Origin of the sequence: Pseudomonas sp. P4795, from assembly GCF_048822895.1 — a bacterium.
Lineage (GTDB): Bacteria > Pseudomonadota > Gammaproteobacteria > Pseudomonadales > Pseudomonadaceae > Aquipseudomonas.
This window is the reverse complement of record NZ_JBMFBT010000007.1, coordinates 285,359-309,338: the sequence shown is the minus strand read 5'-3', so window position 1 is coordinate 309,338 and position 23,980 is coordinate 285,359. Positions and strand designations below refer to the sequence as shown.

The 23,980-nt window shown below is 57.7% G+C and carries 20 protein-coding genes; all 20 read right to left on the bottom strand.

The genetic code is table 11. From position 1 onward, the window contains the following. Nucleotides 1-58: 58 nt before the first annotated feature. The 20 genes from ACOI8A_RS21590 to icmH all read right to left on the bottom strand — a co-directional run bounded on the left by ACOI8A_RS21590 (nt 59) and on the right by icmH (nt 23,977). Nucleotides 59-1,147, bottom strand: coding sequence for a hypothetical protein (locus ACOI8A_RS21590; RefSeq protein WP_420649270.1), 1,089 nt, complete (start codon nt 1,145-1,147; stop codon nt 59-61). Between the two features lie 28 nt (nt 1,148-1,175). Beyond that, a complete protein-coding gene (locus ACOI8A_RS21585) occupies nt 1,176-2,126 on the bottom strand; it encodes a hypothetical protein (RefSeq protein ID WP_420649271.1) in 951 nt (316 codons plus the stop codon). Continuing rightward, nucleotides 2,123-2,968 (bottom strand): tetratricopeptide repeat protein, encoded by an 846-nt coding sequence (locus tag ACOI8A_RS21580; protein WP_420649272.1) that lies wholly within the window; start codon nt 2,966-2,968, stop codon nt 2,123-2,125. The genes ACOI8A_RS21585 and ACOI8A_RS21580 overlap by 4 nt, the downstream gene beginning before the upstream one ends. Next, entirely contained in the window at nt 2,955-3,503 is a 549-nt protein-coding gene (locus tag ACOI8A_RS21575) for a hypothetical protein (protein WP_420649273.1), read from the bottom strand. Before ACOI8A_RS21575 ends, ACOI8A_RS21580 begins: the two co-directional genes overlap by 14 nt. Nucleotides 3,504-3,522: 19 nt before the next feature. Then, nucleotides 3,523-3,894: a hypothetical protein gene (locus ACOI8A_RS21570; RefSeq protein WP_420649274.1), complete on the bottom strand. Its 372-nt coding sequence runs from the start codon at nt 3,892-3,894 to the stop codon at nt 3,523-3,525. A 10-nt stretch (nt 3,895-3,904) separates the two neighbouring features. Then, on the bottom strand, nt 3,905-4,354 hold the full coding sequence (locus ACOI8A_RS21565; RefSeq protein WP_420649393.1) for a hypothetical protein: 450 nt from the start codon (nt 4,352-4,354) through the stop codon (nt 3,905-3,907). Nucleotides 4,355-4,442: 88 nt separating this feature from the next. After that, the gene (locus tag ACOI8A_RS21560) at nt 4,443-5,171 is read right to left on the bottom strand and encodes a hypothetical protein (RefSeq protein WP_420649275.1); all 729 of its coding nucleotides are present in this window, start codon (nt 5,169-5,171) and stop codon (nt 4,443-4,445) included. After that, nucleotides 5,168-7,618, bottom strand: a complete 2,451-nt coding sequence (locus ACOI8A_RS21555) for an alpha/beta hydrolase (RefSeq protein WP_420649276.1) — start codon at nt 7,616-7,618, stop codon at nt 5,168-5,170. The genes ACOI8A_RS21560 and ACOI8A_RS21555 overlap by 4 nt, the downstream gene beginning before the upstream one ends. 9 nt (nt 7,619-7,627) lie before the next feature. Beyond that, entirely contained in the window at nt 7,628-9,070 is a 1,443-nt protein-coding gene (locus tag ACOI8A_RS21550; protein ID WP_420649277.1) for a TIGR01777 family oxidoreductase, read from the bottom strand. Next, entirely contained in the window at nt 9,063-9,551 is a 489-nt protein-coding gene (locus tag ACOI8A_RS21545) for a cell division protein (protein WP_420649278.1), read from the bottom strand. The genes ACOI8A_RS21550 and ACOI8A_RS21545 overlap by 8 nt, the downstream gene beginning before the upstream one ends. A 68-nt stretch (nt 9,552-9,619) precedes the next feature. Continuing rightward, on the bottom strand, nt 9,620-10,969 hold the full coding sequence (locus ACOI8A_RS21540) for a lysozyme inhibitor LprI family protein (protein ID WP_420649279.1): 1,350 nt from the start codon (nt 10,967-10,969) through the stop codon (nt 9,620-9,622). Between the two features lie 20 nt (nt 10,970-10,989). Continuing rightward, nucleotides 10,990-11,460 (bottom strand): XAC2610-related protein, encoded by a 471-nt coding sequence (locus ACOI8A_RS21535; RefSeq protein ID WP_420649280.1) that lies wholly within the window; start codon nt 11,458-11,460, stop codon nt 10,990-10,992. Between the two features lie 9 nt (nt 11,461-11,469). Further along, nucleotides 11,470-11,895, bottom strand: coding sequence for a hypothetical protein (locus tag ACOI8A_RS21530; RefSeq protein ID WP_420649281.1), 426 nt, complete (start codon nt 11,893-11,895; stop codon nt 11,470-11,472). 164 nt (nt 11,896-12,059) lie between these two features. Further along, nucleotides 12,060-12,947 carry a tetratricopeptide repeat protein gene (locus ACOI8A_RS21525; protein ID WP_420649282.1) on the bottom strand — a complete coding sequence of 296 codons (888 nt, stop codon included), beginning with the start codon at nt 12,945-12,947 and terminating at the stop codon, nt 12,060-12,062. Next, the gene (locus ACOI8A_RS21520; protein ID WP_420649283.1) at nt 12,947-15,676 is read right to left on the bottom strand and encodes a hypothetical protein; all 2,730 of its coding nucleotides are present in this window, start codon (nt 15,674-15,676) and stop codon (nt 12,947-12,949) included. Before ACOI8A_RS21520 ends, ACOI8A_RS21525 begins: the two co-directional genes overlap by 1 nt. Before the next feature lie 51 nt (nt 15,677-15,727). Further along, entirely contained in the window at nt 15,728-17,782 is a 2,055-nt protein-coding gene (locus tag ACOI8A_RS21515) for a type VI secretion system tip protein VgrG (RefSeq protein WP_420649284.1), read from the bottom strand. Between the two features lie 28 nt (nt 17,783-17,810). Beyond that, nucleotides 17,811-18,824 (bottom strand): serine/threonine-protein kinase, encoded by a 1,014-nt coding sequence (locus ACOI8A_RS21510; RefSeq protein WP_420649285.1) that lies wholly within the window; start codon nt 18,822-18,824, stop codon nt 17,811-17,813. Beyond that, complete coding sequence (locus ACOI8A_RS21505) at nt 18,821-19,549, bottom strand: PP2C family protein-serine/threonine phosphatase (RefSeq protein WP_420649286.1); 729 nt, start codon at nt 19,547-19,549, stop codon at nt 18,821-18,823. Before ACOI8A_RS21505 ends, ACOI8A_RS21510 begins: the two co-directional genes overlap by 4 nt. Beyond that, on the bottom strand, nt 19,549-23,088 hold the full coding sequence (tssM, locus tag ACOI8A_RS21500; RefSeq protein ID WP_420649287.1) for a type VI secretion system membrane subunit TssM: 3,540 nt from the start codon (nt 23,086-23,088) through the stop codon (nt 19,549-19,551). The genes ACOI8A_RS21505 and tssM overlap by 1 nt, the downstream gene beginning before the upstream one ends. A gap of 13 nt (nt 23,089-23,101) precedes the next feature. After that, on the bottom strand, nt 23,102-23,977 hold the full coding sequence (gene icmH / locus ACOI8A_RS21495; protein ID WP_103302644.1) for a type IVB secretion system protein IcmH/DotU: 876 nt from the start codon (nt 23,975-23,977) through the stop codon (nt 23,102-23,104). Nucleotides 23,978-23,980 lie beyond the last annotated feature (3 nt).

The following is a 23,980-nucleotide window of genomic DNA, read 5'->3' as shown; positions in this document are numbered from 1 at the left end:
TCGCGGTAGGAAAAAAGGGGACTTCACGTCCCCTTTTTCGATTTTCATTACCAACGAACTAGCGAAAGTCTTCTGCGCTCTTGGGACGTGACTGCAACCCTTGGAGCGCTGACCGGTTGATAAAAGAATAACCTCCGGCAGCGCAACGCTGCCTGAAGATAAGTTTGTCATCCTTGAGCACGGTCAGATAGCTGACGAAGGCTTGATTAACGAGGTAGGTGTACGGACCCGTTTTAAACTTGATGATGTTCAGGTTCACACTGCCTTCCGACGCATTCACTACAAAGAATTTTCCTTTGGGCGGTACAGCGCTCTTCGGGAACACCATCTCTATTTTTCCCGGTACACCATAACGGTACTGAACAAAGCCAGCCGAAGGCTTGCTGTTCCCACTCGCACAAACAGAAACCGTCTTGCCGCCAGTTAACGGACAGCTGAAATAAATGTCTTCGTCATCCGAGCACAGCGTTCCGTCCTGCCCGCCTTTCAATGGCGCGGTGTCTTGCGAGACGCGCTCTGGCGTTTGCGCGACATCGGCACAATTGGACAGGCAAACCAGCTTCGAAAGATCCGGAACATCGCTTTCAGTAAACAGGTACGTCGCTGAACCATCACGGGTGCGGGCGTGATAAACGGGGACGCTCACAGCCAGCCCCTTGGCAGATACAGGCACTACAGAATCCTTCCCCGAAACGACCCAGCCTTCGGCCTCACCGCACAATTCCTCCAAAGCGACGTCACTGAATGAGTCTTTCGTGGGAACAGCGAACGGCTTGGCATCACCTCGACAATCGTAACCATGCCAATACGGGCCGGTGTTCATATCAATGTTTATCGAGAAAATATAGGCACCGTCGAGGAGCACTTTTCCGTTGTTGTAGGAAAAAACCAGCCAACGGCGCGTCTTCGACTGTGAGGAATTTTCTTCCTCCAGGATGTAGCGCTCGCCATCTCGATACAGCCAGAAAACACTCATCGCTCCGGCCGATACCGCACTTTCGGAGAGACGCTGCCCGGACTGTGCGTCCACCAGGAAATCGTCCTTCAGCGCGAGCGCACAGTCGCTGTTGGCGTCCATACACGACTTGAGTGCCGGGAACATCGGCCCCGCCACTGCAGAGAAAGAACACAGCAATACCGCGATCAAGCCTAATCTTTTCAACTTGTCACCGTTTTCAAAGCGAGTAATCCATCACTTCTTCCAGCCGCCAGCACTGCCCACGGACAAACCGATACTCGAAGACATAGTCGGTATCCGGCTTCTGCAGAATCGCCGTGGCCTTGTTGCCCCGCTCTTCCTTGACCGTCAACGTCAGGCCTTGGACTTCGCGCTTCGCCAGATCAGGGATGATTGGAAACTTGAGCTGATCACCGCTGAGACTGTTTTTTTGCATCTCGGGCTCGGGATCGCCCGCAACGGTCGTGACCATTTTCAGCGGCTGTTGAACAAAGGCTTTCTGAACTTCGGTGCTCTCGGAGAAGGCTGTAAGGAACGCTAAGAATTCGGTTGAGGGACAAGCGACATTTGCCGCTTCCAGCTTTGAGCGCGCAATCATCTGTGCATCCCATTCTGCCAATCGCTTTTTAACGCTCGCCGCATCCTTGTAAGCGCACTCGACTTCTACGTGATCTTCCTTATTCAGGCCGTCGCGGCAGTTCTGAAATTCGGGTTCTGGCGGGTCACCGCGAAAGAACTGCAACGACAAGTGATCGCCATCCTTGAAGAGCGGCAGTTCCAGCACCGAGTAGGAGCTACCTTCGAAATGACTGTCCGAGACTTTGCGTTTTGTTAGAACAAACATCGACTTCCCCGCTCGCGCCGGGGATTTGCGCTCGAAGAAGAACACCGAGGCGATCTCACCGCCTTCGACCTTCCACACATAATTCAGCGAAGGCTTTGTCGCATCCATGGGGGCGTAGAAAATTTCAGCATCGGGCACATGCACTTCTCTCGCCTGACCTTTGAGGTTGTTCTTCAAAAAGAACACCGTGATCTTTTGATCACCCAGCGAGGCAACTACCGGCGGATGCAACTGGCCGATGGTTTGGGGATCACTTGCCAACGCCGGCTGAGTCGACGATAACAACCCAAGTCCCAAGGCGACAAAGCTCGCAAAGATGTTCAATTTTTCAGTCCCTGGATGACAGTTCGCTCAACTACTCGTTGCGGAATTTTCTGTGTCTTGCCGGCGGCAACCATTGCTTCGCCGTACTTGCGGTAATAGCGCTGCGCTTCGTCTTTCCTGTTTAGTCGCCATAGTGAGTCGGCGATGTTCAGCATCAATACCGTGCGTTTGCCCACCGCCTCAACGCCGCGATAAAACTTCAGCGCAAGCTCATCTCTACCGCCCTCGGCCAGGTAGAAACCCAAGTCGTTGTAGGCCTGAACATTTTGCGCCGGGGGGTGGCATGCCATGTAGGATTCGGGACTCAAGAAGTCCAGGCTGCCTTCGATGGACTGCGCGCGGGACTGCGCCGGTTCGATATTTGAGACCTGTTTCAACAAGTCCTTGGGGGACACCGTCTCCAAGGTGGGAGAGAGCACATCACCGTCTGCGGAAACCCACTGATTACTCACCCACTTACCGACACAAAAATAAGCAGAACGCTCAGCCAGCACACAACCCGTCTCCATCGAAATCACATCGCAATGCTGTTGTGATTGCAGCGTCTCTTTACCGTCCTCCTCCGACAACATGCCGAAGATCACCGGGTCGAGCAGCAAGGTTTTCTTGTCAGGACTGAGCATATTGGAGTGCCCATCGGCGCCAACGTCGGGGCCGAAAAGCGGGAAGGTTTTGCCGTTTGCGGTGAACCATGCGGTCGCCGACTCCACACCGGGCATCGTCCATTTTGTCGCCCGAAACGTCACCGTATGTCCGTCAATACCAACTATTGGCGGGTCTTCGGCGAACGCACTTGTGGCAAATAAACTGCCGAACATCAGCACCCATTTAAGGCTGGCCATAAACGATCCTTTTTACTGCCGGGCTTTCCGATTGCAGTTGTTTCTCCGTGACGCCATAAGCCTCGATAAGCCCTTCCCAAGAACCTTTCGAACCAAACGACTTATAGCTATTGCTGTAGCTGTAATGCTCCAACCGTCCGACCGTGGAGTAATAACCGCGCCACTCCGGGCAGGCACCACAACCGCCATATCCGCCAATGGAAACGAGGCTGCCTTTGGTGCCTTGCACACAATCCATCGCCACTACCACGTTAGTCAGCATCTTCGTCTTCTTACCGTCGGACGTGAGCTGTGAAACCTTGTCGATGTTGCGCCGCAGCACTTTGCCGCCGATGTTGATGGTCTGATCGGAACAAACCGCGATGAGGTGGGTTTCTGCGTCATCCACCGTCACGGATCGGCAAGAAGAAACCAACACCACTTCAACACCAGCGCACTGCATCACGTCGCGCTGGGTGTAAGCATCCGCCGGCGCAGCGAACGCCGGCGACGAGAGCAGCCATGCCAGGCTGCCAGCGAAAAAATACTGATTCATCGTGAAATCCCTGTCGCCTTTAACCGGCCTGTTTTTCCATCAAACACTTTGCGTAGCCATCGGCGAACCTGGCGTCGAAGGACAACTTAACTGGCTCATCCAGATCCGCCGAAGTGTTGAGCAATACGCGCGTCGCCGGGGTGTACTTGATCCAGCCAATGATGCCGGTGCCGTCGGTGTCGAAGAACAGCTGGGCGCGCACCATTTCTCCGTCATCCTCATCAATCAGCAGATTCACCTTGTCCTTGCCGACATACAGAAACGGAAAGTCGCTGCTCCTGACCAACTCGGTGAGGTAGCCGTAGCAACTCCCTTCATTGGCACTCGCCGGCAGGGCGAAAGGCAAAAGCAGCAACGCGTTCAGAACGAGCCGAAGGAAAAAACCGTTCATCCAATCATCCTTATTCAAGCGGCGGCGATTCCGCGTCGGTCATCGTCAGCAGTCGGAATTCGTTGTTCACAAATTCGTAGTAGCGATACCGGTTGACGCTTTCCAGCGAATTACCCTGAGCGTCTTCTTCGCCGTCGAGGGTGATACCGGTGATGAAAATCAAGCGACTGTCGGGCTGGTAGAGCATGGCGAACGTGCTGCCGTCGTAGGCATTCGGCAGCCCGCCGACCACTTCTCCGGTGCGCGCATCAAGCACTTCGGCGCAGATGGCGCCACCGCCGCAACCGAGCTGGTGCACGATGTAATGGCCGGCGAAGTTAACCTTGCCTTTCAGGGCCTTCGCTCGCGCACTGTCCATCACTGGGCTGCTGTTTTCCTGCGGCACCAGTGCAGGGTGAGTGCCGGTGAAGATCGGGGTGACGGCGTAATCCTTGAAAGCAGGGTCGGTGGCGAAGGCCATGGATGAGACCGCCAGCAGCAAGCTGCCGAGTAGAACCAAAAATCCTTTCACGCTGTAACTCCATCTGTGCGACGTATCGTCGGGATGTTCATTCGAATGCGATGCTGCGCACTGCTTTCTTGATCTGTTCGAACCCTGCCGTGTTGATCGACAATGGCTTGGCCGAGCCTAATTCCGCTGCTCCGATCAGCACGTCTTTGCCGCGCAGCAGGCAAAAAGCGACGCGGGTGATGTGCTGTTTTGACCTGTCGTGGAAGCCGAAGATGAACCCCGACGACTTGTCTCCGCCCCACTGCTCGAAGGTGTAGGTATTCGCACGACCCGCCAGCTCATTAGGTTTCCAGCCTTGATCGGTAAGCGTCGCCGGACACCTGCGATCGTTGTCATCCCGCAGGACCTGCACCGCAAACGCATCGTCTTCGGGGGGTTTCCAGTCGGTGAGAAGGGAAAAGTACTCAGTGTTTTCACACATCAAACCAAACCACGGCTGAGTCAGGTCGCCGCGTTTCTCGAAATGCCAGTCGGTGCCACTCGACGTTTGCGCTTGCCACAAACGAGGGGCGCTGGACGGATGGGGTAACTGCTTGGCCGCGATAAACACTGGATAGAAATCGTCGAACTTCCACCATTGATCCTGCAACAGCGGCATGGAGAACCGGCACGAATCCATATCGACAACTGTCTCGGTCGGCCCGTGAGCAATGGTCGACTGGCCGGGGGCATTGCCGACCAGCACGGTACTCTCGGCAACGACATAGTCCGTTTGTGCAAGCGCGAACAAAGCGAAGAGCAACCCGGGAAATCCTCGAATGTTCACTTCACATCCTTTGCACTGATCAGCTCCAACTCACCATCCCGATACACCACCTCACACCCCACCCAAGCCGGATCAACCTGCGGCATCACCGCCGAAGGCTTGCGCAGTTCGCGCAACAACGTCGAGCCATGGGACAGGCGCCCACCCATCCGCGCAATCACCGCTCGAGCGGCTTGATAGTGCGCATGCCGCCCCGGGTCGAGGGTGTCTTCAAGCAAGATGTCATCCCCAAGAATGCCCCGCACCTGCCCCGGATAAATCATGAATCCCGCAGCTTGTTCGGTGCCTTCGCGGCCGTCCTGCCAGAAGCTGCCGTCGCGACTGCGAATGTCCGGGTGCGGGGCGAACCAGTTTTCGCGATCGGCCGGTGGCATGGCGTGATGCAGGCGGAAGAAGATGCGCATCAGGTTGTCGCGGTACCACTCGCGTACTTGCAGGTAGTAACCGCGCAGGCCCGGCAGGCCGGAAGCGTTGGCGAGGCGGATCGCCCGCGACCACTGCGGGAATGCCTGGAGTGGCAGCTCGGTTGCGGCTGGGCGCAGGGTTGCCGGATCGGTCTCCCACGGCAGGCGATGCGGACTGTTTTCCAGGTTGTCGTAAGCGGTGGGAGGTCGGCCCAGCCAAGCGCCGCCGCTGCTGGCCAGCGCGGTGGCGATACACAGATTGCCCTGCACCACGAACACGTAAAACCGGGTGAACCAGTCGGCCAGTTGCTGACCGTCGGCACCTTCGGCGACAAGGTCGGACAGTTCCTGATCGAAGCGCTGCAAGCCGCGTTCAAGGGTCAGCAGATGGCCACGGGCGATGCGCTGCATGCGCAGGAACAGCGGCAGCGAGCGCAGAATCCGCAGCGGTTGCCACGCTAGATGCGGCGTGGCGCCGCCGACTTCACCGGCATAGTTGCTGGCGCTGATGCCCCAGTCGGCCAGCCGTGCGAGAAACAGGTCGTTGTTGATGTAGGACGCGCCGCCGAACACTGCGGTGAACGGCTCGTTGTCCTGCAACACCCGCGCGTCCCAACGCGCCATGATCGCCGGAATGCTCGCGGCAGCGCGGCGCTGGGCGTACTCCACTAGCACGCTGGGTTGCGGCGGGAGGATCTCGGCGATGTTGGCGGCGGTGAGGTGACGGCGCCAGCCGTAATCACTGATCGGCCGGTATTGCAGCAGCCACAATTGCGTGCCGTCCCAGGCCCATTCGACATCGCCGGGCACGTAGTGAAATACGCGCAACACGTCCTGTAAAAAACGCCACAACAGGTCTTCGGTCAAACCGTGTTTTGCGACAAACGAGCCGCTGCGCCAAGCATTACCGAGCCGCGACAGGGTCGCCCGCTCGGGACTGACCTGACCGTCGGCCAACGACTCCAGATGCCCTTCAACCCATTCCAGTTCAACCGCCAGATGCCGCACAAACGCGATGCCGGAAACCTGCGGCGTGACGAAGCGCTGCACCACCACTTCCTCGACGCCTTCGGCTGTAAGCTCGGCGATGCGCGCCGGCACGTTGGCGGTCGGCTCGCGCAGATAGGTCGTGCTCAAACCGGCATTCGCCGAGTCGGCCTGATCTTCGCCGTAACTCGAAGAACGCACGGCCCAAGTCGCGTCGGGCTGACCGGCGAGAAACGCGGGCAAGCGTGGATCGTCGCAATCGTTGAGCGACAACGCCGCCGGGACCGGCTGCCCGGCCAGCTCGGCCAGACGCAAGCGCCCGCCCTTGGTGTGCGCGACAAACCCGCGCTCGCCGGACTCCAGCCACGCGGCAAATTCGGCCGGCGCGTCGATCCACGGGTAATGTCCCCAGCCGGGTTTGAGGCTGATGGTCAGATCAGCGCGAGCCAGAATCGCCGACCATGCCGCCGCTTGCTCGATGCCGAGAACGGCGTCCTGATCGCCCCACACCAGCTCGACCGGATCGGTAATCCACTCCAGCAGCGGCAGCGCGGTGTCGGCACGCACCAAGTCCCAGTGCGGCACAAACGCGCGGCAGCGGGCATAGCCGGCGCCCATGCGTTGGTACTGCGCGGGCGTCCAGGTCTGGTTGGAAAACTTGCGCGCGAACAGCGTCGGTTTGTTCGAGAGCAGCCAGTGAATGGTTTTGCGAATCGGCAATGGCGACATCAGCGCCGGCAACCGTCGTTGCCACAAAAACGCCCCGACTGGCGCCAGTAGTACGCTGCGGGAAAAGTGTCCCGGCTGCCGTTGCAATGCATGCAATACCAGCAAGGCGTTGACCCCGACCGCCATGATCGCGCTGCCCTTTTGCGTCATCGCCAGCAAGGTCTGCGCGTAATCCGCAAGATCCTCACAGGGTGGCTGCGGATTGGCGCCGAAGCCCGGCAGCTCCAGCGGCACCACGTCGTAACGCTGAAAACGCGGCAGCGCGTCATCCCACCAATCGGCAGCGCTGCCGTTGCCCGCCAGCAGGTACATCAGCGGCTTGCTCATGGGCGATCCTCAGGCCAGATCGCGCAGGGCGGCGTCGAGGGTCGGATAGCGGAACGAGTAGCCCGCTTCGCTCAAACGCTGCGGCAGCACACGCTGACCGTCGAAAAACAGCTGAGCCATTTCCCCGGCTAACGCACGCACTGGCGCGGCGGGAATGTGGAACCACACGGGGCGCTTAAGGACCTTGCCGGCCTGCTCGGCGAACGCCGCCTGACTGACCGTATCCGGCGCGACCAAGTTGTAAGTGCCGCTCAGACTTTCATCGTCGAACGCGCGGGCGATCACCTGAATCACATCGTCGCGATGCACCCAGCTTATGATCTGCTGACCATCACCCATGCGCCCGCCGAAGCCCAGACGGAACGGAATCAGCAACGGCAGCAACGCACCGCCCGGCCCGAACACCACGCCGAGGCGCATCACCACTTGGCGGACACCGAACTGCGTGGCCGGTTGCGCGGCGGCTTCCCATTGCGCACAAAGTTCGGCCATGAAGCCGTCGCCCTTGCTCGATGTTTCATCGAGATGTTCGCTGGCATCGCGCACGCCGTAGTAACCAATGGCCGATGCCTGAATCCACAGCGCCGGTTTGTGCGTAGCGTTTTTCAGCCAGCTCAGCAGCGCTTCGGTGGTGTTGACGCGACTGGCGAGCAGTTGCGCCTGGCGCTTGGCGCTCCAGCGCGGCCCGGCCACTGGCGCACCCGCGAGGTTGATCACCACATCGAAGGTTTCGTGGTAACCGAGTTTGCTCAGCGAGCGCACGCAACGCGCGCGACCGTCGAACAGGTACGCGGCTTTCAACGGATCACGCGCCAGCACGCTGACGGTGTGGCCAGCGTCGAGCAATTGATTGACCAGCGCTTCGCCGATAAACCCGGTGCCGCCAGTTACGAGCACGCGCTTGTAGGCGCCGCCGGCAAACGGATTCGCCGGCTTGCCCGCGCGCTGCATGCGCAACGCCGCCAGCCCATCGCGAATCCCCGACGCGGTCACGCCAATCGCGAACAGCGTCAACAACCACCCGCGCCAGCCGAAATCCACTGCGCCCAAACCGGTCGGCAAACTCGCCCACTGCGCCAGTTGCACGCCGTACAACGCAAAAAACGCCCCGCCATTCACCGCCAGCACCGTATGCATGATGCGCTCGATGGCCGGCAGCTTGCGGCTGCGATCCTCGACCACGAAATCCCACAACGTCAGGCCGATCTCCAGCGCAAACAACAGCGCAATCACAATCGCCCACGTGCCGTGAAAAGCCAGATGCGCCATGCCCAAAAACAGCACGCCGTAGAAACACGAGCGCAATGCATGGATCGACAACTCCAGCCGCGCGCTGTGGCGATACGGCAACGCCACCGTCAATTCATGGTGATACAGCGTGTCGAGCGCACCCAGGCACGCTTGGGCAATCAGCAACGCGACCGCCCAATCCAATAGCGAAAAATCAGGCATGGTTCGGCTCACTCAATGCGGTAACGGAAAGGGAATTTTTGCGGTCATGACGCAACAACCAAAACAGCGGCGGCAGCAAAACCAACAACGCAAAACAGTCGAACCATAGATGCGACCACACCTGCTTTTGCGCGGAGAACAACATATCCTGCGGCGCCCACAGCACGATGCCGGCGATCAACCAACCCCAGGCCATCGAAGCCTTCAAGCGATTGCCGATGTGCACCAGCGCGAGCATGTACAGCGAATAACTTTGCAACGTCGCGCCGAACAAACCGAGCCACCAGACCTGCTGCTCACGCGCAGCCACGGGCACCGCATCAGCGGCCCAGAAAGCCTGCTCGATCGTGTGCAAGTAGCCGTCGAACAACCCGGAATGACCGGCCCAAGTCAGCGCGACGCTGACGAGCAAATGCGAAAGCGCAACGGCATATAGCCAGAGCACCAACGCGCGGCGAAGGGATAGAGAAGGGACTGGCATTCCGTGTCCTGAGAGCATTCCTTTGGGGGTGGGGAGTTTAAAGGAAAATGGCTTCGGATCGTGGGTTGTCAGAAGCAATAACTGGCTTTCAGTTCGGTGGCGGAACCCTGTTTCAGATGCTCCAGCATCCTGATCGCACCTTCATCGCCCTGCGCAGCTGCCATTTGGTAACAGGCTAGGGCACGAGCCATGTCCTTAGTCTTCATTTCACCGCGCTCGAAGGCTGAACCCAAAAAGGATAAAGCTACGGGACTGCCCATTTTTGCGGCACGAATCAGCGTCTCCTCGGCAAGCGCGGGATGTTTGCAGGGACCAGTGGATGTCAGTTCGTTGCCGTCGCAGTAAAACTGCGAAAGCCCCATCGCACCAAGCGGCAAAGTGGTCGCGGCAGCTTTGAACAATGACTCAAGCGTATCCGTCGGCACCTGTGGCGCCATGCCCGAGAGGCTCAGAATGGCCGCTTTATAACTGGCTAGTGGATCGCCGGAACGGGCGGCACACAACAGGTTTTCCAGCGTCGCTTCATACAGCTCAACGGTGAGCGGTTGATCTTCCGGAGCACCCAATGCTTCGAACGCCTCAGCGCGTTGGTAACAGAAGTTCTCCTCCTTGCTCAGCTTGGGCTTGCTCGCGACGACCAGATCTTTAGCGCTGATCGACCAATCTTCAACACCTTCAAGCACCCAGCAAGCCTGCCGGGAAAAGTTGAAGACTTTCATGTTGCTCCAACCCGCACGCTTGTCCACAACGATGGAGTGACTATCGTCGACCTCTTGAATCTTGACTCCGACAATCTTGCGAGACGGGATAGGCGCCATCAACGGATAGCTCAACTCGGCACCCTTCACACCTGTGACGATCGGTTCAAAACGCCCTGCTTCGGCTGCCGGCTTCAACACCAGCGACTTGACCGTCATCGCCGTAAGTCGACGCTGGGATTGGCTATCGGCAGAAAACGCTGCCAGGAACGTCATGAAGTCTTCGGATGGACACGCGGCGCTTTTATCGGATGACTGCTGAAGTTGTTCGGGAGAGATCTTGTCCAGATACGTCGAGCGCTCGCGGCTCATTCTGGCGATGCACGAATTAACAGCGAATACGTGCGCCGGCATCCCGCTCTCGATCTCGAACGCTTCCAAGGGGCAATTCGCATCGCGCAACTTGAGCCATGCACGCTGCGACTCTTTAACCTTTGCCGCGTACTCCGCACCCAACGCCGGATCTGCTCGATAGTCAGACTCAAGCCGCGACATCAACTGCTTGTAGCTGAGGTTCAACTGCGTATCGGCAGCCTTCTTCGCCGCCTCAGAGCAGGGCACCATTTCCAGGCTTGAGGTGACATGGCTGCAGTCATCCTGCGCGTACACCGGTGAGAGTGGCAGCAGCACGGCCAGCAGGCTAAAAACAAAATGTTTCACTGTGTTCTTCCTTGAGTCATTCAAGCTTTGCGTTTGGCGAACCGGGTGACACATTGCTTCGGTATGTTCATTTCCCAGTACGTGCTGAGCAAGACTTTGCGTTTTTTGTCGACGCGGAGGACGCGGAGATTGACGAAGCCATCGCCGCAATCCGGCTGCAACTCCTTGAAGACGCCGGTTTTGGGTTGGTAAACGAAAACCCTGTAGTAGTCGTAAGTGCCCATGCCGTCATCAAGTTGCCAGATCGCAAAATCCTTGGCACCGTCAAAATTGAAATCATCGACCTGCACATGGAGTGCGTTTTCAGCTTCGAAATCGATTGTCCGCGACTCGCTGTGCGTTTCGCTTTTAACCGCGACGTTCAACGTAGAGCCTTCGAGGACCAGCATTGCTTCGATGCCATTGGTTGGACTAAACGTCGTGGTTTCGGCCCATACCGGCACAATCCACAACAGGCCGAGCAGTGATAGCGCCAGAGTTTCGGATGACATGTGCTCGCCCTACTCCCACTTGCATCCGGACTCCAAAGAGGAATCGATGCTGGTGTTATTTCCAAAGTAGTAAACCTTGCCGTTGGACTTCTTCGTGTACGTCATCGAGACGATCTGCGTCCCTTGAGTCACGAACTTGTAGGCTCCCGCGACCTTGCCGTTGATGACTTCAGACCACGTTGTGGCGCTCTGCCAAGGGGCATCGGCGCCGAGCATTTCGCTCTGGGTATCCGTCAACACAATGGAAATTGGCTCGCTGGACTTGGCGTACTTGACGAAGCCGCCAGACCATTTGCTGGAGGCATCGTAAAAGGTACGGAACTCAAACTTTACCGGGCTGGATTCAGAGAGTTCGAAGCAAATGGATTCGCTGGTGACTGCGCTGTGGGCGGCGAAAGGAAATAACGCCAAAAAACCAAAACATGATTTTTTCATATTTATCGAAACTCGTTAACTACAGACGACTTCTCAATTAGCAATTGCAGTGTTGTTATAAACGAGCGGACAGATTTATTTAAAATCTCCGTCAGACGTCAATAACGTCGAGCCAAATAATTAAATCCGCCCCCTTTCGCGGTCCCCTTTCGCGAGAATATAGTTCACTCTCCCTCACTTCGCTCAAGCACCTTCTTAGGTATAAGCTTTGCTTTCCCAGAGCGCTGCATCAAGTCGACATACTCTTTATAATAAGCCACAGACCGTTTCCTATCAGTCTCCCAAAGTACATCCGCGATGTTGAGCTTAAGTACCACTCTATCAGGAAAGCTCTTCTCAACTTCCGTCAAGAGTTGATATGATTTTTCGTACTCCCCTGACTGCGCAAGCGCATAACCAAAATCATTATATGCTACTACAGTAGAATTGCTGAGAGGATAATCCATTTTCAACCGCCCTACACGATCAGCACTAAGATAGGATTTAATCGCATCGTAGTCCATATCTTTCAAACGAGCTAAAATGACGTCATGTGCCAACATTATAGAATCTGTTGTTTTACCTGACTCTATTTCAGTTATCTTCTCAGCAGCGAGTTTACGCTGCGTGTACCAAGCGTAGCTGTAGCCTCCGCCCTCCAAACTACCTTCATATGCAGAAAGGCTTTGGGATAGTGATTTTATGTTTTTTATCGTAGCCAGATCACTTCCGGAGTAAGCAAAGGTTTCATACTGCTTACCATTCAATCCGATGCCTGAATGTTGAACAGGCCACACGCATGTGAACAGAAAATAAACTTTCCCAGCTTTTACAGTAAAGGCATCATTTAGCTCAGCATCCCCTCCCTCAGGTTCACAAGTATCGGGAATCGTATAACGCTTTCCGCCTTCGGTGATCAAGCTACCTTTTAATACTTGACCTCGACCGCCTTCAGAGGATAGAAACTCTGCTTTAACAGCACCATTGAATAGCGGGTCCAAAATACTAATTCGCCCTTCCGCCCATGACCAAGCACAATAGCCAAACAACAGAACCAGAACAATACTTCTCATCAATGCAACTCCGCTTCAACCATTCCGCGCAAATTATTAAACAACGTCACTCTTTCGGCCAGACCATTAGTCCCGCCATTCACTTTTTTAGAAATATCGGCAACATGAAGCGGAATATTCGCCTCAGTTCGAGAGGCATAAGAGGTCGCAATCACATCATTAATACTGTTCATATCCCACCAAACAAACGCTGACTCAATCCCATATTTTAATTCATTTATGATCAGATCAGGATTTTCCACAAAGTCTTTGGGGTCCGCGGGATCTCTTAGATTATGGACTCGCGTATATTCGCGATAATTTGATTTGCCGGTTAGTTGTATAATACCTCTCCCGCGATACTTATACCCTTCCTGGCTCGCCTCGCTTCCATTTCCAGCTCTGTCACAATACACGTAGCTACCCAAATTTACCGGATTATGTGCATACGTGCCTGGCTCACTCCACAACTTTGGACGCAGCCTTGGCAACACAATACATTCATCTTGCGCCGAATTATAACCGTCTTGATTATTCCGACAGCCAAACATCTCCCTCATGCGGCGCGCGGTATAATCAAGATTCTCTTGCCCAATCTTAAACCCGCTTTCATGTCCTACTTGCGCCAATAAATGAGCAATTCTTAATGGCGTATCAATTTTGTAGAGCCTTGCATATTTATTCAGGAACGGCAGTATCGACTCACAATACTCATCAGTAATGCTGGGCCTTGCCGTTTTCAACATTGCCCGAGTTATTAACTCTCTTTCTGCCTTCCCTAAAAAGCTACCAATAAAACCTACAGGATGAATGTGCCAGACCTTCGCACCATCGATACCGTGCTTACCCGTCAGTTTATCCCACCACCCCAGGCGCTTAATTCGATTTTTTTCCTCTTGCCAAGCTTTATTAGGCTCAGAATCTGTATGCCCCATTACTTCATCTAATGCATCCCACTTTTCGCTCTCATAAAGCCATTCGCTCTCATACTGAGTAACCATCTGAGAAATAGGCTGAGAAAACCAAGGTTTCTTCAATGCCTCTTTTATCTCATCGGGCGTAATTTTTTTATCTCCATTTCTGTCGAGAACTTTGTATAAGCGCTGTCTCGCCGATCCTTCTTCAGCATTATCGATATTTGGCGAATAAGTGGCTTGCTCCTCTTCGCTGAGGCTTTCTTGGGCATGAAGAAAAGCTGACAGATGGTCCACGTTACTTCCTGTCTCCTCTATGAAGCTGAAACCCTCCCATTCAAAGGGAGAATGGCGTGACAGAGCAGTATCTGGCTCTGCAAACCAACCGCTAATTTCATTCCCTTCAGCATCGCCTAGCAATCCGTCCAAACGCCACCAAAGCGTATAGGTGGTAGATCCCGCCATAACAACAGGCGCCTTTATCTTTTTCTCCGCCGGTAGTGCCTCCAACACCCCGACAGGAACAAAGAAATCATGACCAACAGTTTTGTGGGGATCTGTCACTCTTGGAGGGTTTGTTGCGCTCATTCCTTGCGTGTGCGTGACCAACACGCTGCCTTTGGGAATTTTTACAAGCGTCTTTTCGACTGCTGGCAATCCTGTGGCTTTGTCCTTGTTAACGACAGTGAATGCCTCAACGTCTTCGCAGCTAAATACCTCAACGTGAAGCAGATTTTTTGGGGCCGAGTCCGAATGGTTTTGATACTTCCCTACGTGACCGATCAGACTTCCCGCCGAAATCGGGATTGGAGTTGTCAGAACATGTACTGCGTCCTTTTCAGCTGGCTCACTTTTCGCTTCAAGTTGCCCCTCCCAGACATACCCAAGCACCTCGGCCGCTGCCAAGGGCGGGACAGCATTCCCACTAACGATCTCCAGCAACTTTTGATATTTGCCGCGTGTCCCGTCGTTCCCGATTTTAACTTGAGTACCGTGGGGCAAAATTGCTTTTGCAGCGCCTGATCGGCTTGCAGAGGCGCGAACAACAAGACCTTTCTGAGGAGGATCCATCGGGTCTTTTGCAGCGGTACCAATGACGTAAGTATTAGGTGTCGAACCCGCCGTCATTTCTGTTTTATAGACCCAGCCGGTACCTGACGGTAGATCGGTACTAGGCGGTGTAACGCTCACGACCTTCAGCCAACCATTCTCTTCCTCACCTGTCTGAACAACCGTACCGCGAGCCAAAACTGTTAACACAGTACCGTAGCCTGGTTTTCCGCGCCGCTCCAGACGCACGCGCAAACCAAGAATTTCGTCGTCGGCGGTTGCTTTGACCTGCAACGTGCCGCCACTCCAAAACGCTGGGCGCGACAGTGCTGGGGCTTCTTCGTAGTTTTTCCACTGCAATAGGTGCATGTAAAGGCTGAAAAAAGTCAGACTGGGGCCAGGAGCTGCTGCTACTGGTTGGGCTCCGGCAGTGGCTGGAGGCGCAGGAGGTACCGGCACTTCCAGACGATGCTTGATCAGAACAAAACCAGTCGAGAACTCGGACTCTGCCGTACCGTAGGCCGATTTCGGGTAAGTACTATCAATACGGTAAGCGACGACTTCACCATCCGCGATGCACTTGACTTCCGCCAAATCCGGCACCAAACCCGAAGCTTCGTCGAAATGAACACCACCGTGCCAAAGACCATTGGCACCCAACGGGTAGAAACCATCTTTGGCCTTGGCTAGAGCTTTGTAGAACTGCTGCGGATCTGTCGCCCCGGCCGCCCCTGCTTTTAATGGATACGACCATTTTTCTACTTTCTTGCTGGTTGTCTCTGTCATTACCAATTACCTGAATTCTGATCCCTGGTGGCTTGGAGTGCCGTCGATGTCTTACCCGGAAAAATTGAGCATGCGCTTTGGCTTGCGTTTGACCTGTTCCTCAGGCGCATTCCCCAACGCCTGATCCATCAAACTCCCCGCCTTATCCTTATCCGCCGCCCCCGGCAGCACTGGCGGTTTAATCCCAATGCCAGTCCCCGACCCAGCCGACCCACCCGCATTAATCTTCACCACCGGCCCAACAACAGTCACACCGCCGCCATCGAGCTTGATAAAGCTCCCCCCCCCAAGAATGGTCAGCTCAGTCCCAGCCTCAATAACGATCTTGTCCCCAGCCTTGAGGTGGATCTCTTTCCCCACGCTAGTCAGATGCGCAGTCCCCAGCTTCACATGCTGGTTCTGCCCAACCGTTAGATGATCATCCGAGCGTGCTTCGATCTTGCGGTCGGCAATCGTGGTGCGGTGTTCTTCAGCCTTGAGCTCGGTGTAGGTGTTCTTGATCACCGTGTCGTGGCGTTCGTTGCCGACGCGGATTTTCTGGTCGTGTTCGATGTTTTCGTCCCAGTCGCGCTGGGCATGGATGTAGATCTGCTCCGCGCCTTTTTTGTCTTCGATGCGCAGTTCGTTGTAGCCGCCGCCACCCGGTGAGCTGAGGGTTTTGAAGACGCTGCGGGTTTTGTTCGCTGGCAGGGCGTAGGGCACCGGGTTTTCTTTGTGGTACAGGCAGCCGGTGACCAGGGGTTGGTCGGGGTCGCCTTCGAGGAAGGTGACGAGGACTTCCATGCCGACGCGCGGGATGCTGATGGCGCCGTACCGGTCGCCGGCCCAGGAGCTGGAGACGCGCAGCCAGCAGCTGGTTTTGTCGTCGGCCAGGCCTTCGCGGTCCCAGTGGAACTGGACTTTGATGCGGCCGTATTGGTCGCAGTGGATTTCTTCGCCTTTGGGGCCGGTGACGTGGGCAGTCTGGCTGCCGAGCACGCGCGGTTTGGTGTGTTCCAGCGCCGGGCGGTAGAACACGTCCCATGGGGTGGCGAGGAAGGTGTTGCGGTAGCCCTGGTGGAAGTCGTCTTTGTTGTCGGTGGTGTCGCTGGTCACCGATTCTTCGAGGACTTGCGGTTGTTTGCCTTCGTGGAAGATTTCGGTGAGCAGCCACAGGTCGTTCCACTCGCTGCGCGGGTGGTCGGACAGTTCCATGAAGTGGCCGCTGACCAGTCTGGTCTGGTCGCCGCGACCTTCGGCCTGGCGGTAGTCAGCGCGATGGCGTTCGAGGGCGCGCTGGCTGAGGAACTTGCCACGCGCGCGGTCGATGAAGCGACCGGGGTAGTCGTAGTCTTCCAGATCCGGTTCGGTGCTTTCGCTGTCGGGCGCGGTTTCTGGTTTGTAGGCCGCTTCCATTTGCAGGCGCGGTTTTTCGAAGTCGTAGTCGCGGCGGGTGATACGGCCGGTGCGCGTTTCCAGGCGCAGTTTGAAGCTCTTGATCACCGGTTCGTCGGCAACCATGCCGCTGCCTTGCACATACGCAGTCGGCTGGCCGAGTTTCTGGAACACGGTCTGGTCGTCGCCGAACACCAGCAGATGACCTTTGTCGCTGTGCTGGAAGTGGTAGTGAATGCCTTCTTCTTCGCACAGGCGCTGGACGAAATGCAGGTCGGTTTCGTCGTACTGCACGCAGTAGTCGCGATCCGGGCACGGCTGACTCAACTGGAAGCTGTAGGCATTGCCCTTGATCCCGTGTTCGTCGAGGATCAGCGCGATGATTTTCGGCGCCGACATCTGCTGATAGATGCGCTGGTTGGTGCGGTGATGCAGGTATTGCAGTTGCGGCACCAGCGAGACTTTGTAGCGGGTCAGGCGCTTGCCGGCATCACCTTGAGCGACGCGATAGATCTGGCCATGGATGCCCGATCCTTGTGGATCGAGGGCAAGGAACGCCTGCTTGTGCAGGAGTTTTTCCAGGTCCAGATCGGGGTTTTCGCTGACCAGTTCCAGATCGAAACGATACGGCTGGCTGATGCCTTCGGTGCCGGTGAACGACAGGACTTGCAGGTCGCCCACGTAGTCTTCGACCGTCAGGCTGAAGTGCGTTTCGTTAGCGGGGTTGAACATAAAGTGCTCCCTGTTCGAATGTCATCCGTTATGCCCGCAGTCGCAGACGTTGCAGCCAGGACGAAGTGGCGCCCATGGCGTCACGCAATTGGTCGGCAGTGATGGTGCGTTCTGCCGGATCAAAAGCCAGCGCGGTACGCAGTGCTGGCCAACAATGTTTCGGTAGATTCTGCGGTGCTTGCAGCTCGCGCTCCAGATGCTCGTCGCGGGCCTGGGTCGAGGGCAAGCGGCGGAACGGGTGTTTGCCGCCCGCCAGCTCAAAGATCACGCAGGCCACGCCGTACACGTCTGCGCTGGCCGACAACGGTTGGCCCTCAAGCAGTTCGGGGGCGGCGTAGCCCGGTGTCCAGGCGTTGAAGCGCTCGCGACTCAGGTGCGGCAGGCCGGGCAGGATGCCCTCCTCGGCTTGCCCGAGACCGAAGTCGAACAAGCGCACGCCGTCTTCGCTGAGCATGACGTTGCTCGGTTTCATGTCGCCGTGCAGCACGCCGCGACGGTGGGCGTAGGCCAGCGCGTCGAGCAGCGGCAGCACGATGTCGCGCAGTTCTTTCCACGGCAGGCCGAGGGGCCGCTCGCAGAGCAATTTGTCCAAGGTCAGGCCACGCATGAGTTCCATGGTGATGAATGCCCGCTGGCAATCGGTGTCCACTTCGAACGTGTGCGGTCGCAGCACGTTGTCGTGGCGCAGGCGTCGGGTCAGGGCGAACTCGCTGTAGAGCAAGGCACTGGCGTCCGGCGACTCGGCAAATTCTTCGCTGAGAATTTTCAGCGCAATGTAAGGATCGGGATCGCCGAACTGTTCGTGCAGCAGATCCCGCGCCCGGTAAACGGCACCCATGCCACCGGCCCCGAGCAGACGCTCGAGGTGGTAGCGGCCTGCCAGAACATCCGGCAGTTCGCCGACGCTGGCCCGAGTGGGCGCCAGCGCGGGTTCGGCGTTGTGCTGCTTTTTGTTGATAGGCGCGAAGGCGAAGTAGGTCAGGTTGTTGGCCTGCTCTTCGCTCATCAGCAAGTCATCGACTGAGGATTCGATTTCAGTCATTGGCGAATCACCACGGCAGTCAGGTTGTCGCGCGCGGCGCCACGCAGGGCGCCGTCGAACAGACGTTCCAGCGCCACATGCGGCGCAGTCAGGCTGAGGGCGTTGCCGAGGGCGTCGCTGCTCAGGCCTTGGTACAAACCATCGCTGCACAGCAAGAACACATCGCCCGGATACACCTCGAGTTCCAGCACATCCAGGGTCAGCTGTTCCGCCGCGCCGACCGCCCGGGTCAATGCCTGGGCCGCCGGGTGCGCCGCGGCCTGTTCGACGCTCATCTGTTGCTCGTCGATCAGTTGCTGTTGCAGCGAATGATCCTTCGACAGTTGATACAAACGCTGACCGCGCCACATATAGCAACGGCTGTCGCCGGCCCAGATGCAGGCCGCGCGATTGCCGTCCACCAGCAGCGCCACGACGGTGCTGCCCATGATGCTGTCGTGACGCCCGGCAGTGACCGTCAACTCCTGCCCCAACCGCCGGTTCAGCCAGTGCAGGCACTGGCGGATGGCTTTGAGGCGTTCGTCGAAATCCTCGTGTTGCGGCAATTCGGCCAGGCTGGCGACGATCAACTGGCTGGCGATGTCGCCACCCTGATGACCGCCCATGCCGTCCGCGACCACCCACAGCCCATGCTGCGGGGTGTCGAGGAAGGCATCTTCGTTGCGCGCCCGCACCTTGCCCGGGTCGGTGCGCGCCGCGCTGCGCCAAGGGCTGGCCACCAGCATCAGAGCTGCACCGGCATACGGAAGGTGCGCAGCACGCCGAGGTCGAACGGGTTCGGCGAGCGTTGGCTGGTCAGCAGGTAGTTGGCGCGCAGGCCACCTACATCGGCTTTCAGCACCAGCACGTCGCGCCCGGTCAGGTACTCGGTCTGCATCAGGTCGAACAGACGGAACAGCGACCACGGGCCGGAGTTCTTCTCGATGCCGATCGGGCGCCCGGCCATTTTGTCCATGACCAGGCTGGTGCGACCGTCTTCAGCATCGGTCGGCCATTTGAAGGTCATCGGCAGAATCGGACCGTGGCGGTATTCCATGGTCTTGTCGCCGAACTTGAACTCGGAACGGCTGACCGCCGGATCGAGGGTGTACGGCTCCAGTTTGAACTGCACGGTCGGCTCGGCCGGGTTGATCGAGAAGAAGCTCTGACGAATGGTCTGCGCCGCGGCCATTTGATCGAGGTACAGCTTGGACACCGGCAGGCTGTGACCGTCGACGCTGCGCATCCGGTAGTTGCCCGGATCACCGCTGACGAACGGACGCATGTAGCTGTCGAAGAAGCGGTCGACGATGCCTTGAGCCTTGAAGAACTCGCGGAAATCGCTGATCGCCACATCGCTGGTGCTCGACGCGCTGAACGGATAACGCTTGCTGATGGTTTTGCCATACACGCTGTACAGCTCGTTCTGATAACGGCCATTCAGGTATTGGTAAGCATCGTTGAGCACCAGACGCCAGGAGTCTTCGGCCAGCACGTTGAACCACACGCTCAGCGGACGCGGCAGACGACCGGACGCATTACGCAGGTTGGTCAGCGCATCACGCTGGCCGCTCATGCGGGTCTTGGCCAGTTCGAACGCAGCTTGCTCCGGCGAGCTGGACCGCGCGAGGCTGGCCAGTTGCAGTTGCAGGTCGTTGAGCGCACTCAGCGCCGGCGTCAGGTCAGCCGCCGGGCCGTTGTTCTCATCGAGCAGACGATGCAGCGGTTCGAAGCGACGTTGCAGGGATTTCTTGGCGGTGTCCGGCAGGTTTTTCGCCACGTTCAGGGCCGAAGCCTTGTCCGCGACGGCCGACGCCAGTTTGCCCACTTTACCCAGTTTGCCCTTCTGCCCCGCCAGTGCATCAGCGGCATCACCGGCTTCATCAACCGGATCTGCAGTCGCCTCGAAGCGGGTGTTTTCACGCACTTCAGTCAGCAGCGCGAGTACCGGCGAGTTGGCCGAAGTCAGGCCCGCCAGTTGCTCGGCGCCCTCACCCGCATCGTTGATCGGCGGCAACGCCACCTGGCCAACGGCCTCGCTCCAGAAGTTGGCGTAATCGCGGAAGTACAGCTGCTCCAGTTCGACCATCAGGCGACGCAAGTCCATGTCGCTGATGCCCGCGCCTTCACCGAGCACCCAGTTGTCTCGCAGGATGTCGGTAACCAACGCCGAGCCCTGTACCGAGAAATACTGCTGATAACCCTGCTGGGTGTAGAAGCCCGGAATCACGTAATCAGTGCCGACAAACAGCGAGCCCTGCGGGCCGAGGTGTTGGCTGAAACGGTATTCCGGCAGGTTGCGCGCCTGCTCGCGGAGCATGCGGTAAACCACGGTCGCCAGCGATTCGGCACGCAGAACCTGACGTGCCTGAGCCACTAGTTGATCGTTGAGCGGGTAGATAAACGGCTGCTGCAGCAAACGCTCGAGATGCGTGTTCAAACCGTTCTGCACCGCGGTGTTGCCGGTGTAGCGCTGCGACCAGTCTGTGGCGATCCAGTCCTTGAGCCAGGCGGCGTCGCGACGATCCTTCATGTTCAGCATCAGGTACGCGCGCAGGCTGTTGATCAGCCGGTCACGATCCTTCATGTTGGCGCGGATCTGCCCTTCGAGCTGAGTGGCAACCCGTGGCAGCAGTTGCTGTTCGAGCTCGTGCTCGTAAGCCACTTTGACCACTGGATTGACGTCTTCACCCTGATACAGACCGCCACGTTCGTGGTACGAAACGTCGCCCTTTTTCGGGAATACCTGAGTCGCGGCGTAGCTGGTATCGAGGGTTTTCAGCACGCCCATCGCGTCATCGCGCGGGGTGAGTGCCGAACGCTGCTGATTCCAGTTCTGTGCGAGGTTGCGCAGGTTTTCCAGACGCTCGTAGTTGGCCGAGAAACCACCAGCCCAGAGCATGCCGAACAGTGCCAGCGCCGCCAGTGCGCCGACGTACAGCGCACGCTGGCCCCAATGAATGCGGCTGCGCTCGCGCTTGTCCAGACCGGCCAGATCGGCTTCCGGGAAAATCACCCGGCTGAGCAAATGATGGATGAAGCGCGAACGACCGCTGCGCAACGTCGGCAGCACGCCGGCGTTCATGCCCAGATTGGCGCCGATGCCGGCGGTGGTCGCGTCCATTTCCTGCGTCAGGTGCGGTGCGCTGGTCAGGTAGAAACCGCGCAGTTGCGTGGCCCGCTGGTAGCGGTTGCCGGTGAACGCCATGTCGACGAACAGGCACAGGCGCTCGCCGATTTGCCCCAACTGATGCGGGAAATCGAGGATGCGGCCCCGGCGCTGAGTATCGCGCTCGGAGTGCATGCGCATGATCACTTGGCTGTTGAGGCGACGCAGCAGCTCTTCGAACTCGCCGCGCAGCACAGCCACGTCGGTGCCGACCTGATCCTTGCGGAAACTGGAACCCAGCACCTGATCGCTTTCTTCGCGGGTCAGTTGATCGAAGAACTCGTCGAAGCCCAGCAGCTTGTCAGCCTTGCTCAGCACCAGATACACCGGCACATCGACGTGCAGTTTCTGATGCACGTCTTGCAGACGTGCACGCACCTGGCGCGCCAGGGTGTCGATGTCTTGCTCACTGCCACCCAGCAGGGCTTCCACCGGAATGGTCACCAGCACGCCGTTCAACGGACGGCCGCGACGACGCTTGCGCAGCAGTTCGAGCAAGGTGCTCCAGGCACTGCCGTCAACTTCGGCATCCGGTTGGGTCAGGTAACGCCCGGCGGTGTCGATCAGCACACCGTGATCGGCGAAGTACCAGTCGCAATGACGGGTGCCGAGGGTGTCGCGGGTCAGCTTGCGGTCGATCTTGTTGATCGGGAATTCCAGACCGGAGAAGTCCAGCAGACTGGTTTTGCCGCTGGTTTGCGGACCGATCAGCAAGTACCACGGCAAGTCACTGCGCCAGCGCTCGCTGCGCCCGCGATACAGGCTCGAGGTCTTGAGGGTTTTCAGGGCGTCCTTGAAACGCGCCTTCAACTCTTTCTGCTCTTCGTCGATCATTTCTTCGCGACGAATGCGGTCCTGGCCATCTTCGGTTGCTTCGACGGCTTTCTTGCGCACACCGGCGCGCCAGCTGACGAAAACCATGGTCAGGCCCCAGATCAGGAACAGCACGCTGATGGTCAACAGACGCGAGGTCGCACCTTCCCAGAACTTGTAGTCATTCACCGCCAACAGCGGGCCGACGAACCACACCAGCAGCGCCACGAACAGCACCAGCAGCAAGGTCCAGACCCAGGTCTGGCGCAGGAAGGCGCCGACTTTCTTGAAAAACTTTTTCATCACACGTCCCTGTTTACGGCTGCGACTGCGGCTGAACCGCGGCTGGATCAAGCGGCTGATATGGTTGCAGAACGGTTTCGCGCTGCTCGCCCAAAACCCAGGCGAAGCCCGAATACATCACCACCAGGCAGACGAAGGTGAACAGCACCACCATCCACGCCGGCACGATGCGCACCAGACTGCGGCGCTGATCGTTCAGGCCTTCCCAGTGTGGCGACAACTCGCGCGGCACGTCGCCACGCAACTGACGGATCTGCCGGTAGAGAGCATCACGGATGCCTTCGAGTTCGAGCATGCCGCGTGCCTGCACCCGGTACTTGCCCTCGAAACCGAGGGACAGGCACAGGTACATCAGCTCAAGCATCGGCAGGTGCTTGACCGGGTTTTTCGACAGGCGATCCAGCAGCTGGAAGAACTTCTCGCCACCGAAGGTTTCGTTGTGGAAGCTGCTGAGCAGGCTCATCTGCGACCACTCGCTTTCGTTGCCCCACGGCGTGGTCACGACAGCTTCGTCGACCACGGTGCACAGCACATAACGCGCGGCCATCACCTGGCTGCTTTCGGCGCCGTTGTGCAGCGCGCGCACTTCAAACAGCTTGAGGCCGGCGGTCAGACGCTCGTTGAGCGCGTATAAGTCTTCGCGGGTTTCGCTGTGCTTGAGCCGTACCACTTCCGAGAGCAGTTCGGAAGACGCGGCCACCAGCGAATTGAGGCTGATGTTGAACGCTTCGGCCGGGCGCAGGCGCGCGGCGTAGATCATGCGTTCTTCCAGTTGCTCGAAACGCGGCGGCGCGGCGAAGTCGGTCAGCGGACTCGACGCCGGGCCGTGGCCCTGACGGTCGAGCAGGACGGTTTTGTCGTCCTGGTTGTGTTCCATGTCCTTGATCATGTC

Coding starts and splice junctions, on each gene's coding strand:
- ACOI8A_RS21515 (WP_420649284.1), bottom strand. CDS start 17,782: ATGTTCAACCCCGCTAACGAAACGCACTTCAGCCTGACGGTCGAAGAC.
- ACOI8A_RS21575 (WP_420649273.1), bottom strand. CDS start 3,503: ATGAATCAGTATTTTTTCGCTGGCAGCCTGGCATGGCTGCTCTCGTCG.
- ACOI8A_RS21570 (WP_420649274.1), bottom strand. CDS start 3,894: ATGAACGGTTTTTTCCTTCGGCTCGTTCTGAACGCGTTGCTGCTTTTG.
- icmH (WP_103302644.1), bottom strand. CDS start 23,977: ATGATCAAGGACATGGAACACAACCAGGACGACAAAACCGTCCTGCTC.
- ACOI8A_RS21530 (WP_420649281.1), bottom strand. CDS start 11,895: ATGAAAAAATCATGTTTTGGTTTTTTGGCGTTATTTCCTTTCGCCGCC.
- ACOI8A_RS21535 (WP_420649280.1), bottom strand. CDS start 11,460: ATGTCATCCGAAACTCTGGCGCTATCACTGCTCGGCCTGTTGTGGATT.
- tssM (WP_420649287.1), bottom strand. CDS start 23,088: ATGAAAAAGTTTTTCAAGAAAGTCGGCGCCTTCCTGCGCCAGACCTGG.
- ACOI8A_RS21565 (WP_420649393.1), bottom strand. CDS start 4,354: ATGGCCTTCGCCACCGACCCTGCTTTCAAGGATTACGCCGTCACCCCG.
- ACOI8A_RS21525 (WP_420649282.1), bottom strand. CDS start 12,947: ATGAGAAGTATTGTTCTGGTTCTGTTGTTTGGCTATTGTGCTTGGTCA.
- ACOI8A_RS21545 (WP_420649278.1), bottom strand. CDS start 9,551: ATGCCAGTCCCTTCTCTATCCCTTCGCCGCGCGTTGGTGCTCTGGCTA.
- ACOI8A_RS21505 (WP_420649286.1), bottom strand. CDS start 19,549: ATGCTGGTGGCCAGCCCTTGGCGCAGCGCGGCGCGCACCGACCCGGGC.
- ACOI8A_RS21555 (WP_420649276.1), bottom strand. CDS start 7,618: ATGAGCAAGCCGCTGATGTACCTGCTGGCGGGCAACGGCAGCGCTGCC.
- ACOI8A_RS21510 (WP_420649285.1), bottom strand. CDS start 18,824: ATGACTGAAATCGAATCCTCAGTCGATGACTTGCTGATGAGCGAAGAG.
- ACOI8A_RS21520 (WP_420649283.1), bottom strand. CDS start 15,676: ATGACAGAGACAACCAGCAAGAAAGTAGAAAAATGGTCGTATCCATTA.
- ACOI8A_RS21550 (WP_420649277.1), bottom strand. CDS start 9,070: ATGCCTGATTTTTCGCTATTGGATTGGGCGGTCGCGTTGCTGATTGCC.
- ACOI8A_RS21580 (WP_420649272.1), bottom strand. CDS start 2,968: ATGGCCAGCCTTAAATGGGTGCTGATGTTCGGCAGTTTATTTGCCACA.